10 protein-coding genes are annotated in these 14,457 nt (G+C 66.8%); 9 read left to right on the top strand and 1 reads right to left on the bottom strand.

Annotated elements, in window-relative coordinates:
- The first annotated feature begins 114 nt into the window (after nucleotides 1-114).
- The 5 genes from bilS to BQ7106_RS02695 all read left to right on the top strand — a co-directional run bounded on the left by bilS (nucleotide 115) and on the right by BQ7106_RS02695 (nucleotide 5,350).
- Nucleotides 115-675, top strand: a complete 561-nt coding sequence (gene bilS, locus BQ7106_RS02715; RefSeq protein WP_072370909.1) for a flavodoxin family protein BilS — start codon at nucleotides 115-117, stop codon at nucleotides 673-675.
- Nucleotides 659-1,687 (top strand): acyl-CoA dehydratase activase-related protein, encoded by a 1,029-nt coding sequence (locus tag BQ7106_RS02710; protein ID WP_083526856.1) that lies wholly within the window; start codon nucleotides 659-661, stop codon nucleotides 1,685-1,687. Before bilS ends, BQ7106_RS02710 begins: the two co-directional genes overlap by 17 nt.
- On the top strand, nucleotides 1,680-2,858 hold the full coding sequence (locus BQ7106_RS02705) for a hypothetical protein (protein WP_205407657.1): 1,179 nt from the start codon (nucleotides 1,680-1,682) through the stop codon (nucleotides 2,856-2,858). Before BQ7106_RS02710 ends, BQ7106_RS02705 begins: the two co-directional genes overlap by 8 nt.
- A complete protein-coding gene (locus BQ7106_RS02700) occupies nucleotides 2,855-3,844 on the top strand; it encodes an acyl-CoA dehydratase activase (protein ID WP_072370906.1) in 990 nt (329 codons plus the stop codon). Before BQ7106_RS02705 ends, BQ7106_RS02700 begins: the two co-directional genes overlap by 4 nt.
- Before the next feature lie 195 nt (nucleotides 3,845-4,039).
- Nucleotides 4,040-5,350 (top strand): ATP-binding protein, encoded by a 1,311-nt coding sequence (locus BQ7106_RS02695; protein WP_072370902.1) that lies wholly within the window; start codon nucleotides 4,040-4,042, stop codon nucleotides 5,348-5,350.
- On the opposite strand, the gene BQ7106_RS02690 is transcribed toward BQ7106_RS02695, so the two are convergent.
- A complete protein-coding gene (locus tag BQ7106_RS02690) occupies nucleotides 5,331-5,690 on the bottom strand; it encodes a type II toxin-antitoxin system YafQ family toxin (protein ID WP_083526855.1) in 360 nt (119 codons plus the stop codon). The genes BQ7106_RS02695 and BQ7106_RS02690 overlap by 20 nt on opposite strands.
- Before the next feature lie 341 nt (nucleotides 5,691-6,031).
- On the opposite strand from BQ7106_RS02690, the gene BQ7106_RS02680 reads away from it, so the two are divergent.
- From BQ7106_RS02680 to BQ7106_RS02665, 4 genes are all read left to right on the top strand, one after another.
- On the top strand, nucleotides 6,032-7,252 hold the full coding sequence (locus tag BQ7106_RS02680) for a LuxR C-terminal-related transcriptional regulator (RefSeq protein ID WP_083526854.1): 1,221 nt from the start codon (nucleotides 6,032-6,034) through the stop codon (nucleotides 7,250-7,252).
- A gap of 855 nt (nucleotides 7,253-8,107) precedes the next feature.
- Nucleotides 8,108-10,363, top strand: coding sequence for an S-layer homology domain-containing protein (locus tag BQ7106_RS02675; protein WP_159431257.1), 2,256 nt, complete (start codon nucleotides 8,108-8,110; stop codon nucleotides 10,361-10,363).
- A gap of 359 nt (nucleotides 10,364-10,722) precedes the next feature.
- Nucleotides 10,723-11,235 carry an AAA family ATPase gene (locus BQ7106_RS02670; protein WP_129583771.1) on the top strand — a complete coding sequence of 171 codons (513 nt, stop codon included), beginning with the start codon at nucleotides 10,723-10,725 and terminating at the stop codon, nucleotides 11,233-11,235.
- 162 nt (nucleotides 11,236-11,397) lie between these two features.
- Nucleotides 11,398-14,292 carry an S-layer homology domain-containing protein gene (locus BQ7106_RS02665; protein ID WP_083526852.1) on the top strand — a complete coding sequence of 965 codons (2,895 nt, stop codon included), beginning with the start codon at nucleotides 11,398-11,400 and terminating at the stop codon, nucleotides 14,290-14,292.
- The last annotated feature ends 165 nt before the right edge of the window (nucleotides 14,293-14,457 follow it).

Below are 14,457 nucleotides of genomic sequence, written 5' to 3'. Positions count from 1 at the left end.
GGTATACCCGGTCCCCCCCCCCGCGCCCGCCCGACCCCCTCCCGCCCCGCCCGCGCGAGTGCGCGGCCGCCCAAAGGGGTATAAGTCCCCAGAGAAAAGGCGAGAGGAGACCACATGAGGTACGCGATCATCTGCTGCTCGAGGACCGGAAACACCGCCCGGCTCGCCGAGCGCGCCCGCCGGGCGCTCGACGCCGCCGGCGCCGAGGAGGCGTCGTCGCCCGCCGACGCCGACGTCACGCTGCTCGGCTCCTGGACCGACAAGGGCGGGCTCGACCCGTCGCTGGCCGACGCGCTCCCCGCCCTCGCGGGGAGGCGCGTCTTCCTCTTCGGCACCTGCGGCTTCGGCGGCGACCCGGCCTACTACGACCGCGTGCTCGACCGCTTCGCCTCCGCGCTGCCCGCGGGCGCCGAGGTGGTCGGCCGCTACATGTGCCAGGGCCAGATGCCGCCCGCGGTCCGCGAGCGCTACGTCACGATGGCGGAGAAGGACCCCGCGCGCTTCGAGCCCATGATAGAGAACTGCGACCGCGCCCTCGGCCACCCGGACGACGCCGACCTCGCCGGCCTCGTCGACGCCCTCGCCGCCGCGGGCCTCGTCGCGCCCGCGCCGGCCGCCTCCCCCGCGCAGGCCGCCTCCCCCGCCGAGGGGGCGAGCGATGCCGTCCGCGCGTAGGGTCCGCCGGGCGCTCGCCGCGGCCGCCGCGCCGGCGCCCTTCGCCGACGCCCGCGTGATCGGCCTGCCCCGCGCCCTCATGGCCTACCGCCTCGGCGCCAAGTGGCGCGCCTTCTTCGAGGAGCTCGGCCGCGAGGTGCGCGTGAGCGAGCCCTCGGACCGCGGCGTCTTCGAGCGCGGGCAGGCGCTCTCCGTCGACGAGTGCTGCCTCGCCTCCAAGCTCTTCCTCGGCCACGTCGACGCGCTCGCGGGCGAGGTCGACGCCGTCTTCGTGCCCAGCCTCTCGGGCTCGGACGCCCTGCACACCTACTGCACCAAGTTCCAGGCCCTCCCCGACCTCGTGAGGAGCGCCTTCGCCCTGGCGGGCCGCGAGGTCCGCGTGCTCGACGCGCTCCTCGCCGAGGGCGGCGCCGAGAAGGACGAGCGCGCCTCCTACGTCGAGCTCGCCGCCCGGCTGGGCGCCACCCGCCGCGAGGGCGAGCGCGCCTGGAGGGCCGCCTGCCGGGCGCAGCGCGACCGCGACGCGAGCCTCGCCCGCGCCCAGGCCGAGCTCGTCGCGGCCTCCTCGCGCCTGCCCCGCGCAGAGCGCCCGCTCGCCATCCTCGTGGCGGCGCACCCCTACGTGGCGCACGACCCCTTCGTCGCCGGCCCCGTGACCGACGCCCTGCGCGCGGCGGGCGCGACGGTGCTCTTCGCCGACGAGTTCGACCACGCCCGCGCCACGCGCCGCTCCCACGACTTCTCGGCGACCCTGCCCTGGATCGTGAACCGCGAGCTCGTGGGCGCGGTCCTCGAGCTCCACGACGCCGTCGACGGCATCGTGCTCGTGAGCGCCTTCCCGTGCGGCCCCGACTCCATGACCGATGACGCCATCGCCCTCTGCGTCAAGGGCAGGCCCGTCCTCACCCTCACCGTCGACGCCCAGAGCGGCACCGCCGGCGTGGAGACGCGCGTCGAGAGCTTCGTCGACATCCTCACCTACCAGCGAAGGGGAGGCTACCTCAATGGCTGAGAAGAACCTGGGCGCGGAGCCGCGCGCCACGGTCTCGCTCCGCGAGGGCGAGAGCCGCCCCACGCTCCTGCGCCGGCGGCGCGCACGGCCCGACCGCCACTCCCGCAAGAGGGTCGCCTTCATGCACTACGGCTACTACGACGTCGCCTTCCAGTACTTCACCGAGCACGTGCTCGACGCCGACTACGTGCGCATGCCCGCGCCCACGCGCCGCACGCTCGAGATCGGATCCGAGCACAGCAACGACTACGTCTGCGCCCCCTTCAAGCACATCCTCGGTGACTACGTCGAGGCCCTCGAGGCCGGCGCCAACGTGCTCGTGCAGTTCACGGGCTACTGCCGGCTCACCTACTACGGCGAGCTCCAGGAGATGATCCTGCGCGACATGGGATACGACGACTTCGAGATGCTCAACTTCTCGTTCGTCTCGGGCCGGCCGTTCAAGGACTACGTCGCCTACTGCAAGAAGGTCGTGAACCCCAACCTGTCGGTCGCGGCGGGCGTGGCCAACATGCTCGTGCTCCTGCGCATGGTCAAGCACCTCGACGCCTACAACGACTACTACCTCGCCAACGCCGGCTTCGAGGTCGAGCCGCGCTCCTTCGAGCGCGCCCGCGAGGCGTTCTTCGAGGACATGCGCTGCTGCTCCACGATGGCCGACGTCGACCAGGCGTTCCGCCGCGGCATGGACGCCCTGCGCGCGCTCCCCACGAGCAAGCCCGAGCGCCCCGTGCGCGTGGGCATCGTGGGCGAGTCCTTCACCGCCGCCGACCCCGCCAGCAACCTCGAGATAGAGCGCAAGCTGCTCTCCATGCGCGTCGAGCTCGCGCGCACGCTCAACATCACCAACTTCATCCTGCGCTACAGCGAGGAGAACGCGCGCCGGTCGGCGGCGCCCTACGTGACCTACGACATGGGCCCCACCTCGAGCCTCACCATCTCGGCCGCCAAGCGCTACATCGAGGAGGGCTTCGACGGCGTGGTGCACGTCAAGTCGTCGGGCTGCACGCCCGAGATCGACTGCATGCCGCCCCTGCAGCGGCTCGCGCGCGACTACCGCGCGCCGATCCTGTTTCTGACCTACGACTCCCAGACGAGCGACACCGGGCTGGACACGCGCCTCGAGGCGTTCTACGACATGCTCGCCATGAGAAAGGAAAGGACGATATGACGAGAAGTACGGGCGCGCCCGAGCGGGCGTTCCTCGGGGTGGACACCGGGTCGATCTCGACGAAGGGCGTCGTCACGGACGCGCGCGGCACGATCCTGGCGCGCTCCTACCTCTGGACGGAGGGCGCCCCCACCGACGCCGCCCGTCGCGTGGTGGACGAGCTCGCCGCGCAGCTCGACCGCGAGCGCTACGAGGTCGTGGCGGTGGGGACCACCGGCTCGGCGCGGCGGCTCGTGGGCGCGATGCTCGGCGCCCAGGTGGTGAAGAACGAGATCACCGCGCACGCGGTGGGCACGACGTTTCTGCACCCGGACGTGCGCACCATCCTCGAGATCGGCGGCCAGGACTCCAAGATCATCTGCGTGGAGGGCGGCGTGGCGGTCGACTACGCCATGAACACGCTGTGCGCGGCGGGGACGGGGTCGTTCCTCTCGAGCCAGGCGCACCGCCTGGGCGTCGAGGTCGAGGAGTTCGGCGACATCGCGGCGACCTCGGAGCACCCTGCCAACATCGCCGCGCGCTGCACGGTCTTCGCCGAGAGCGACCTCGTGCACAAGCTCCAGGTGGGCTACGAGAAGCGCGACGTCATCGCGGGCCTGTGCCGCGCCGTCGCCACCAACTACCTCAACAACGTCGCCAAGGGCAAGCGCGTCGAGGCCCCGGTCGTCTTCCAGGGAGGCGTCTCGAAGAACTCCGGGGTGGTGCGCGCCTTCGAGGATGAGCTCGGTATGGAGGTCCTCGTCGACGCCGACGGGCACCTCATGGGTGCGTTCGGCGCGGCGCTGCTCGCCGCCGACGCCCCCGAGTCGCAGCGGCGCCCCTTCGCCTGGGATGTCGACGACTTCGAGTTCCGCACGCGCGAGGTCGTCTGCGGCCGGTGCGCCAACCACTGCGAGGTCGTGTGCGTCTACCGAGACGACGAGCTCATCGACTCCTGGGGCAACCGCTGCGACCGCGGGGCGGTGCGGCCCAGGGCGCGCGCGTAGCGGGCTCTCCGATTCGGGTCCCTGACGTCTTGCGATGTCCGGCGCTCTCCGAAGGTCCTGCGAGCATCGGGCGGAAGACCACGGCTCAACACATCGGAAAAACCGTGCCAAGAAGTTCGGAAAAACCGGAATTGAAATGTCGGAAAAACCGGGACGATGCTACACTCCTCCCAACGGGGCAGGAGAGGAGCCGCAATGGCAACAGGTAGCATCGCGCCGGAGGGGTACCTTCCGCGCGTCGTGGACGAGCAGGTCGAACGTTATCTCAGCATCTTTGGGGCAATCGAGATCGCGGGGACCAAGTGGTGCGGCAAGACGTGGTGCGCGCTCCGCCATGGGGCGAGCGTGAGCTACGTTGACGATGACATCGACCTCGCCCGCGCGGACCCCTCCCTCATGACGCTCGGCGAAGCGCCGCACGTCATCGATGAGTGGCAGCTCGTCCCGCGCATCTGGGACGCGGTGCGTCGCAGCGTCGACAAGGGGAGGCGCGTTCGCGGGGGCTGGATCCTCACGGGTTCCTCGACGCCGCTGTCGCGCGGACGCGGGGCGGGCGACGCGCCGAGCCACAGCGGCGCCGGCCGGATCGGGCGGATTCGCATGCACCCGATGAGCCTGGTCGAGAGCGGTGACTCCACCGGCGCGATCTCGCTCGCGGGCCTCTTTCGCGGGGAGTTCGAGCCGTGCGCCGTACCGTCCGACACGCGCGAGCTCGTCGAGCTCGCCTGTCGAGGGGGCTGGCCCGAGGCGGTTGGGATGGACGTCTCATCGGCTCAGACCCTGGCTCGCGAGTACCTGCGCCTCTTCTTCACCGAGAGCGCTCCGGCCGCAGGCAGGGACGGTGAGACCACCTCGAGGCTGGTCGCGTCGCTCGCGCGCAATCTCGGACAGGCGACCACGTACAAAACGATCGTCCGAGACATGTACGGCGACGAGGAGGATCCGCGCTCCCTTATCTCCGAGGAGACCGTGGCTTCCTATCTGGCCCTGCTCAAGGCCAGCTACCTCGTGGAGGAGGTTCCCGGCTGGGTCCCCCCGGCGCGCTCGAGGAAGCGCCTCGCCACCAAGCCCAAGCGCTACCTCGCCGACCCCTCGCTCGCTGCGGCTCAGCTCGGCATGGGGCCCGAGGCCCTGCTCAGGGACTGGCAGACGTTTGGCCTGCTCTTCGAGGGTATGTGCATGCGCGACCTCATGGTGTACGCACGCGCGCTGTCCGATGTGGGGTTCGAGCCCGTCCGGTACTACCGCGACGACGCCGGCCTCGAGGCGGATGCCGTGGTCGAGCTCGCCGACGGAAGATGGGCGGCATTCGAGTTCAAGGCGAGCGAGGACGGCGTCGACGCGGGTCTCGCAAGCCTCGCGCGCATGCGCAGGAAGCTCTGCGAGAACCCCCGCGCCCGCGTGCGCGAGCCGGAGTTCATGGCGGTGCTGGTGGGCGTCTCGCGCTACGCGCGCGAGGCCTCGCCCGGAACGTACGTCATCCCGATCAGGTGCCTGGGGGCATGACGGAGCCCGGGCGCGTGTTGAGCGCCGCTTCGCCGCGGCGGCAGGACAGTCCAGCAGCGTGGCTTCCAGTTCTCTCGAAGAAGGCGACCCTATCGTTGGAGGGCCAGATAACGAGCCAGTCTCCCGCGTTGGCGACGTGGCACTCCTTGCGTCCGGACCAGCTGCCCGTCAGTGCGTGCATGTCGTGCCGAGTTCTCAGGGTCTCCAGGGACTCGGGAGAGTTCTCGACCACAAGGTCGATGACTTTCTCCAGTTCGGATATGCCCCATCCTCTCCTGCGAGCCTTTCTCTTGAGGTCGCGCCTGAAGGCCGAAGAGAAGTCGGCGGCGAGCCTGGCCATTAGGCCGTCGCCGCCTCCATCAGGTCGTGACCGTTCGCAAATCGCCCGCTCTGGCCGGACGCAAGGAAGGCGTCCCCCTCAGCGATTGCGGCGAGGCTCTCCTCGTTGGGCTCCTCCGGGGAAACGTAGGCGGGATGCGCCGAGTGTTGACCATCTGCTTGTAGGACGCGCGGGTCGCGGACGAGAGGCCGAGCCCGTAGCAATCTGCAGCCTCCGCGCCGCCCGCCTGCGACCGTGCCGAAAAATACTTCCCAAATTTCCCGCCCAAGTCTTCGCACGAGCGAAGGAACGTCCCGGTGCGGCTCTGGTAAGCTATCGGTGTATGTGAATGGGGGTGCCGCATGGAGTTCATCTCGGCCGCGGAGGCGGCGCGCCGCTGGCACGTGACGCCGCGCGCCGTGCAGCTCATGTGCGCCCAGGGCCGCGTCCCGGGGGCCGAGCGCGCGGGCCGCGCCTGGCGCGTGCCGGAGGGCGCCGTCAAGCCCGCCGACCTGCGGCGCTCCCGCAACGAGGCGGCCCCCGGTGACGAGAGGCCCCCGGTCCCCCGGCGCCGGCAGGGGTCGTGCGACACCCTCATGCCCCTCATGAACGCGCCCTTCGCCCCCGGCCACGCCCGCGAGTACGCCGAGTCGCTCCCCGAGGGCCCGCGCCGCGACGTGGCGCTGGCCGAGCTCGCCTACTTCACCGGCGACGCCGCGCGGGCTGCCGCCCTCGCGCGCCCGCTCCTTGCGAGCGAGGACGCAGGAGCGCGCCTCTCGGCCTGCCTCATCTGCGCGTACGCGAGCCTCGCCCTCGACCGCATCAACGACGCCCGCTCCGCCCTCGCGCGGGCCCGCGCCGGCGTCGAGAAGCCCATCGGGGGGGGGTTCTCCCCTGAGGCGGCCGCCGCGGCGTCCTTCGTGGCGCGCACGGCGAGCGTGCTCCTGCACATCCCCGAGCCCGAGGGCCTGCCGCCCGCGGGCGAGGCGCTGCCCCTCCTGCCGCCGGGTCTGAGGCTCTTCGCCTGCTACGTGCAGGCGCACCGCCTCTATCTGGAGGGCGAGCACCAGACGAGCCTGGGCCTGGTGCTGGGCGCCTTCGCCATGCAGGAGGACTCCTGTCCCATCCCCGCCATCTACCTGCACCTCGTTGCCGTCATGGACCTCATGGCGCGGCGCCGCCCCGATGAGGCGCGCGCCCACCTGCTCGCCGCCTGGGACCTCGCCCGCCCCGACGGCCTCATCGAGCCGCTGGGCGAGCACCACGGGCTTCTCGGCGGCATGCTCGAGGCGGCGATCAAGCCCGCCTGGCCCGAGGACTTCCGCCGCATCATCGACGTCACCTACCGGTTCTCCGCGGGATGGCGCCGAGTGCACAACCCCGCCACCGGCGACGACGTGGCCGACAACCTCACAACGACGGAGTTCGCCGCCTGCATGCTGGCGGCGCGCGGGTGGAGCAACGCCGAGATCGCGGCGCACATGGGCATCTCGGTCAACCGCGTGAAGGAGTGCATCTCCAAGTCCCTGAAGAAGCTCGGCGTGAGCAGCCGCAAGGAGCTCGGCCGCTTTCTGCTCTCGTAGGGCGCGACCCTCCCCAAACCCACCGTCTCGCCGGGTAGGGGCCCTCCCCTGCTCCTAAACAACAATGGGGAGGTCAGGCTGCGTTTCGCGCCCGCATTGCGGCGCAGGCGGAAGGGACGGTGTCGTATGGCGAGAAGAACGTGGTGGAAGGTCGGCGCGCTACTGGCGGCGATGATGGTGTTCCTGACGATGCTGCCCGCCACGGCGCTGGCGGTTGCGCCGAACGGACAGGTGATCTATGTAGGCAACGAAAATGTGACAAGGGGCGGCTACTGGACGACCGACAGCGATGGAAACGTCACCGCATTCACAGGCGAAGGCACACCGGCGGACAACTTTATCTATTATGACGCAAGTCGCAATACCCTGACCCTGCACAACGCCACCATTAGAATGAGCGTATCCATTGATACCAATACTTTACTCGCAGGCGCAGCCATTGGTGTGCTCAATCAGTACGGCGACGGCAACGCAGAATTGACCATCACATTGGAGGGCACCAATACAATCGCAGAGGTCGGCAAGGGGATCTATGTGTTGGCCAGTTCTACTGGCGAAGCCACCCTGACCATCACAAGCGAAAGCGGCGGCAGTCTGGATGCCAGCGCCAGTCAGACTGGAATCTGGGTTCAAAGCAACAGCGGCAATGCCACCCTGACCATCCATAACGCCGATGTTGAAGCAACGGGGACCAGTCGTGGTGTCAATGTGCAATCCCACGAAAGTTCGACCGCCTCTCTGACTGTGGACGGCGGCAGCCTGACTGCCAGCGGGTCTCCAGGGATTCTATATGATTCTATCGGCAGTGGTACCGTTCCTGAAACTACGGCCTTAACCATCAGCAACAGTGCCATCGTGGACGCAAGAGGCGGTGGAATCGGTGCCGGATGGCTACTAGATCTCAAGGAAGTTTCCCCTGTTGATGGCAGTGTTGGTATCGTCTTTGGTCTTGATCTTTCCAACAGTAATGCAGGCACCGTGTACGACGATGTGACCTTGCAGGAGGATTTGACCATCGGTGAGGGCGAGAGCCTGGATATTCCCAGCGGGGCGAGCCTGACAATCGGCAACGACGCAACGCTGACTAATGAGGGCACCGTGACCACCGATGACGGCACCCTGACCAACAACGGCACCATCAACAACTCCGGCACCTTGCCCGACAACATCGGTGGAAACGGCGCCGTCAATCATGCTCCCACCATCACAACCGAGAGCCTGCCAGGTGGCCCCGTGGGCACATCGTACAGCCAAACGCTGACGGCAACCGGCACCACGCCGATTACATGGAGCGTCACCAGCGGTTCCCTGCCTGCTGGTCTAACTTTGAATGGGAGCACCGGCGAGATTGCCGGCACGCCCACCACGGCGGAGACGAGCACTTTCACTGTGAAGGCTGAAAACGACTACGGCAACGACAGCACGCAGTTTACGCTGACGATTGAAACGGCAGCTTATGTCCCAGTTAATAGTGTGTCGCTTAGTCCAAGCACATTGAACTTGGTGGAGAACGAAACAGGCACCCTCACCGCTACGGTGGAGCCGAGCAACGCCACCAACAAAGATGTGACGTGGGAAAGTAGCAACACAAGCGTTGCCACCGTGGACGCAAGCGGCCTCGTCACCGCTGTGAGCGCGGGCATCACCAACATTACTGCCACTGCCGATGGCAACAAGACCGCCACCTGCACGGTGACCGTGGTCGCAAAGACCTATGGCATCTCCGCGTCCCCGGCTTCGCTCGACTTTGGCGGCGTCTACACCGGCTACGCGCAGCCCACCGCGCAGACCGTGACCGTCACCAACACGGGCAACCAGAGCGTTAAGCTGGCGCAGCCTGCCTCCACCAGCTTCTTGGTCGGCGCGCTTTCCGCCACCGAGCTCGCTCCGGGCAAGTCCGTCACCTTCTCCGTGCAGCCCAAGCCAGGCCTTGCCGCGGGGACGCACTCCGAGCAGCTCACAATCGCCGGGGCCGCTGCGGAGGGCGAGTCGGCGACCTGCGCCGTCGCCCTGTCCTTCTCGGTGCGCACTCCGTACGTCCCGCCGCGCCCGACCGGGCCCGACTGGGGCGACGTGGCAAACGACATCGCGGGCGCCCGTCCCGGCTCCACGGTCAAGGTGGACATGGACGGCAAGACGGTGCTGCCCGGCGAGGTGCTGGACGAGCTCGCCGGACGCGACGTGACGCTCGCGCTCGACATGGGCGACGGGCTGTTCTGGGAGATCTACGGCGGGGACGTGCCCGCGGATGCGGAGCACGGCGACGTCGACCTGGGCGTTGCCCTCGGCGGTGACTCCATCCCCGCGGACGTCGTGAACCTCGTCACCGGCGAGTCCGGCTCCGTGCAGGTGTCGCTCGAGCATGACGGCTCCTTCGGCTTTGAGCTTACGCTCGTGGCGCCGCTCGGCGAGGACGCCGCGGGGCTCGTCGCCAACCTCTACCGCTACAACGACGAGACGGGGTCGCTGGGGTACGAGGCGACCGCTCAGGTCGACGGCGAGGGCGTGGCGCGCCTGCCCTTCGACCACGCGTCGTCCTGGCTCGTCGCGCTCGACTCCCGCGGCCACGCGCTGCCCTTCTCCGATGCAAATGATGGCGAGTGGTACTCCGAGGCCGTCCGCTGGGCGTGGCTGGGCGGCGTCATGACCGGCTACGGCGACGGCTCGGGGCTCTTCGGGACGTCGTCGGCGCTCACCCGCGCCGAGGCCGCCGTGGCGCTCTGGCGCCTCGCCGGGGAGCCCGAGGGCGCCTCCGGCCTCCCGGCGGACTGCGACCCGAGCGGCTTCTACGCCGAGGCGGCGTCCTGGGCGCTCGGCGCGGGCGTGTTCTCCGGCTACTCCGGTGACGCCTTCGGCCCCGCTGACCCGATCACCCGCGAGCAGCTGGCGACCGTGCTGTGGCGCGCGGCTGGCTCGCCGGAGGCTGGGGGCGACCTCTCGTCCTTCTCGGACGCGGCAGACGTCTCGGGCTTTGCCGACGTCGCCATGAGGTGGGCGGTCTCCGCCGGCGTCCTCCGCGGCCAGGGCGACGGCGACGCCCTCGACCCGCAGGGCGCCTGCACGCGCGCGCAGCTGGCGACCATGCTCCATCGCTTGGCCGCGGCGGAGTAGGGCCGCCCGGGGTCAGCGCGAGGCCTCTCCCCTTCCCTGCCGTTTAGCGTGTTGCTTACGTGGCCGTCTACCTGCGGATGTGCAATGACCCACAGGTAGACGGCCTGTTTTGTCTCCCAGGGGTCGCGTTGCGCGCGGGTCGGCTCCGCCCGAGGCTCGTCGCCCGACGTTCGACTTTCCCTACCACCGACTGGTTCATCTCCATACTCTCCATTTCGTGTGGATTTGTCCCGTCTTTTACTCCCCATTTCGTGTGTATCTCGCTGACCCTTACTCTCCATATCGTGTAGAGTCGGGGCTGTTCATACTTTCCAAGATATGCAGCTTCACAGCAACGGCGTTGATTGGCGGGTCTCGACGTGTATAAGAGGAAGGTCTACGATGCGCTCCTCAGCTGGAAGCGCGAGTCGAAAGGCGCACTCGCCCTGCTGCTCGAGGGGGCGCGGCGCACGGGAAAGAGCACCCTTGCGCGCGCATTCGCCGAGAATAAATACGACAGCCATCTGATCATCGACTTCTCCGTCGCCTCCGAGGACATCAAGGACCTCTTTCGCATGTATCGGTCGGACGTCGACACCTTCTTCATGTACCTCCAGGCATTTACGGGCGTCAACCTGATCCTCCGGGACCCCAGCGGCAGGGCTCACCCTATCACCGCCCACGCGGATGGTGCCATATTTGATAACAACATCTATGACCAGCGCCTGTCCGTCCAGGGGGACGGGGTACCCCAGGAGCAGGTGGCCCAGGGCTGTACGGCCCGGCCTGCCTCGGAACTGGTGGCGGCACTGTCAGAACTGGACAGCCGCTATACCACTCGCCCCGACGGGGCGCTGACCATTCGGAATTTGGAGAATGGAGGCGGAATATGATGCGAACCACGGAAGAACGGGTTGCCGCAGTCAAGCGGCGCATTGGAGAGATCAACCGGCGGAATCGGCGGTGGGCCATTTTCGCTGCCATCGGCGCGGTCCTTGCAGCGGCCGCGGCCATCGCCGCCTTAATCCCTGTGAGAGCCAAGGAGGAAGTGTGAGATGAAAAAACGATTTTTGAGCCTGTTTTGCGTCCTGGCCCTCTGCCTGGGCCTGATGCCCGCCACGGCGCTGGCGGCGGACGAAATTGACCTGTATGTAGCCGGTCAGCGAATTACAGAAAGCGGCTGCTATGCAAACCAAAATGGAACTTGGACAAAAGTTGATGGTACAGAACCTGACAGCGGTCAGTTTTACTATGACGCCGCCACCTTCACCCTTACGCTGAATCAGGCGGAGATTACTAACAATCAAACTGTGAATGTTGCAGAAGGTTACACCTACGAAGGTAGCGTGATTGCCTTTAGTCAAACTGCCGATGTTTCTCTCAAAATAGTAGTATCCCAAGGAACGAGTACCATAACGGGAACCGGCGGGATTCGTGTAGAGTCCACGGCTGGAAATGCCTCCTTGTCTATTGCGGGTCCTGGCAGCTTAGATGTCAAACCGATCGGGAGTAATTCAGGAATTACGCTTAGTAGTTCAAAGAATAGGAACCTGGTTATCGACGGTGCGGATGTTACAGCTTCATCTCCTGCCCAGCATGGAGTTTATCTAATCTCTAGTACCGACGCATCATCCACTTCTGCTATTACGGTAAATAATGGCAGCCTGACCACCGGTGGCGATGGTAATGTCGGAATTTACTATTATTGGTCTGGCACGAGCAATGCTGGCACTTCCAGCCTGACCGTCAGCGGCAACGCAGTGGTGGATACAAGAAACAGTAAAATACTGACTAACAATGAGGAAACGGGTGTTCAGGTTGGTGCAGGCGGCGATGGCAACGGAGGTATCGTCTTTAACGGCAAGAGCGGCACTGTGTACGGTAAGGTGGAATTGCAGGACGACCTCACCATCAACGAGGGCGAAACCCTGACCGTCGGAAAGGACGCCAGCCTGACCGTCCCGGGTGGAAAGACTTTGACCAACGAAGGCACCGTGACCACCGAAGAAGGCGGCACCCTGACGGGAAGCATTACTAATGCGCCGCCCAAGATCACCACCACAACCCCTCTGCCTGACGGCACAGTGGGTACGGTTTACAATCAGCAACTTGCGGCTGAAAACACTCCTACTCAATGGAGCGTCACCCACGGTACCCTGCCCAATGGGTTAACGCTGGAAAATGGCACGATCTTCGGTATCCCGACTGCGGCGGACACTTCGACCTTTACCGTAAAGGCTGAAAACACCGCTGGCAGCGACAGCAAGGAACTTACACTGACGATCAATCCCGCCCCGGTGCTTGTTACCAGCGTAGCACTGAACAAGTCCGGACTTTCTCTTTACACAGGCCAAAGCGAAATCTTGACCGCCACGGTGCAGCCTGAAGATGCCACCAACAAAAATGTGACCTGGAGCAGCGATAGGCCCGAAGTGGCCACCGTAGAGAACGGCGAAGTTACCGCCAAGGCCGCAGGCACCGCCACCATCACCGCAACTGCGGCGGACGGCAGCGGTAAATCCGCCAACTGCAAGGTGACTGTGAACCCATCTACATACAGTATTTCCGCCGACACCACGGCTCTCGACTTTGGCAGCGTCTACACCGGCTATACCCAGCCCGCCGCCCAGACCGTGACCATCACCAATACCGGCAACCAGCCCTTGACCTTGACCCAGCCCGCCTCCACCAGCAGCTTTGATGTGGGCACTCTCTCCACTACGGAGCTGGCCGCAGGCGAGAAAGCCGCCTTCACGGTACAGCCCAAGGCAGGACTGGCCGTGGGTACATACAGTGAGAACATCACTATTTCCGGCACTCACGATGTTAACGAGACTATCTCTGCTACCTTCACCGTGAAACAGTACAGCAGCGGCGGCGGTACCCCCACCAAGACCCCCAGCCAGCAGGCCGTGGACAAGATCGAGAGCGCCAAGGAAGGCAGCACCGTTGAGATCACCCTCCGCACCGGCCAGACCAAGCTGGACAAAGAGGTGTTCGAGGAGCTGGCGGGCCGGGATGTGACCCTGGAGATCAGCCTGACGGGTGGCGTCACCTGGACCGTCAACGGCCAGGACATCCCGGAGAACGCCGACCTGACCGACCTTGACATGGGTGTGAGCCTGAATACCAGCACCATCCCGGTAAACCTCATCAATTCCGTCACAGGCGAGGCAGGAACGGTGCAGCTCACTCTCAAGCACAATGGTGAGTTTGGCTTTACCATGACCCTGACCGCCCCCGTGGGCGTGATAAACGCCGGTCTGTGGGCTAACCTCTACCGCTACGACGACGAGGCGGGGTCGCTGGGGTACGAGGCGACCGCTCAGGTCGACGGCGAGGGCGTGGCGCGCCTGCCCTTCGACCACGCGTCGTCCTGGCTCGTCGCGCTCGACTCCCGCGGCCACGCGCTGCCCTTCTCCGATGCAAATGATGGCGAGTGGTACTCCGAGGCCGTCCGCTGGGCGTGGCTGGGCGGCGTCATGACCGGCTACGGCGACGGCTCGGGGCTCTTCGGGACGTCGTCGGCGCTCACCCGCGCCGAGGCCGCCGTGGCGCTCTGGCGCCTCGCCGGGGAGCCCGAGGGCGCCTCCGGCCTCCCGGCGGACTGCGACCCGAGCGGCTTCTACGCCGAGGCGGCGTCCTGGGCGCTCGGCGCGGGCGTGTTCTCCGGCTACTCCGGTGACGCCTTCGGCCCCGCTGACCCGATCACCCGCGAGCAGCTGGCGACCGTGCTGTGGCGCGCGGCTGGCTCGCCGGAGGCTGGGGGCGACCTCTCGTCCTTCTCGGACGCGGCAGACGTCTCGGGCTTTGCCGACGTCGCCATGAGGTGGGCGGTCTCCGCCGGCGTCCTCCGCGGCCAGGGCGACGGCGACGCCCTCGACCCGCAGGGCGCCTGCACGCGCGCGCAGCTGGCGACCATGCTCCATCGCTTGGCCGCGGCGGAGTAGGGCCGCCCGGGGTCAGCGCGAGGCCTCTCCCCTTCCCTGCCGTTTAGCGTGTTGCTTACGTGGCCGTCTACCTGCGGATGTGCAATGACCCACAGGTAGACGGCCTGTTTTGTCTCCCAGGGGTCGCGTTGCGCGCGGGTCGGCTCCGCCCGAGGCTCGTCGCCC

Source organism: Thermophilibacter mediterraneus, assembly GCF_900119385.1.
Classification (GTDB): Bacteria; Actinomycetota; Coriobacteriia; order Coriobacteriales; family Atopobiaceae; genus Thermophilibacter; species Thermophilibacter mediterraneus.
The sequence above is the reverse complement of the archived record's forward strand: the minus strand, read 5'-3'. Positions and strand labels throughout refer to the sequence as shown.

Excerpts from the sequence above, each read along its gene's own strand:
- bilS (WP_072370909.1), top strand. The coding sequence starts at position 115 with ATGAGGTACGCGATCATCTGCTGCTCGAGGACCGGAAACACCGCCCGG.
- BQ7106_RS02710 (WP_083526856.1), top strand. The coding sequence starts at position 659 with ATGCCGTCCGCGCGTAGGGTCCGCCGGGCGCTCGCCGCGGCCGCCGCG.
- BQ7106_RS02705 (WP_205407657.1), top strand. The coding sequence starts at position 1,680 with ATGGCTGAGAAGAACCTGGGCGCGGAGCCGCGCGCCACGGTCTCGCTC.
- BQ7106_RS02700 (WP_072370906.1), top strand. The coding sequence starts at position 2,855 with ATGACGAGAAGTACGGGCGCGCCCGAGCGGGCGTTCCTCGGGGTGGAC.
- BQ7106_RS02695 (WP_072370902.1), top strand. The coding sequence starts at position 4,040 with ATGGCAACAGGTAGCATCGCGCCGGAGGGGTACCTTCCGCGCGTCGTG.
- BQ7106_RS02690 (WP_083526855.1), bottom strand. The coding sequence starts at position 5,690 with ATGGCCAGGCTCGCCGCCGACTTCTCTTCGGCCTTCAGGCGCGACCTC.
- BQ7106_RS02680 (WP_083526854.1), top strand. The coding sequence starts at position 6,032 with ATGGAGTTCATCTCGGCCGCGGAGGCGGCGCGCCGCTGGCACGTGACG.
- BQ7106_RS02665 (WP_083526852.1), top strand. The coding sequence starts at position 11,398 with ATGAAAAAACGATTTTTGAGCCTGTTTTGCGTCCTGGCCCTCTGCCTG.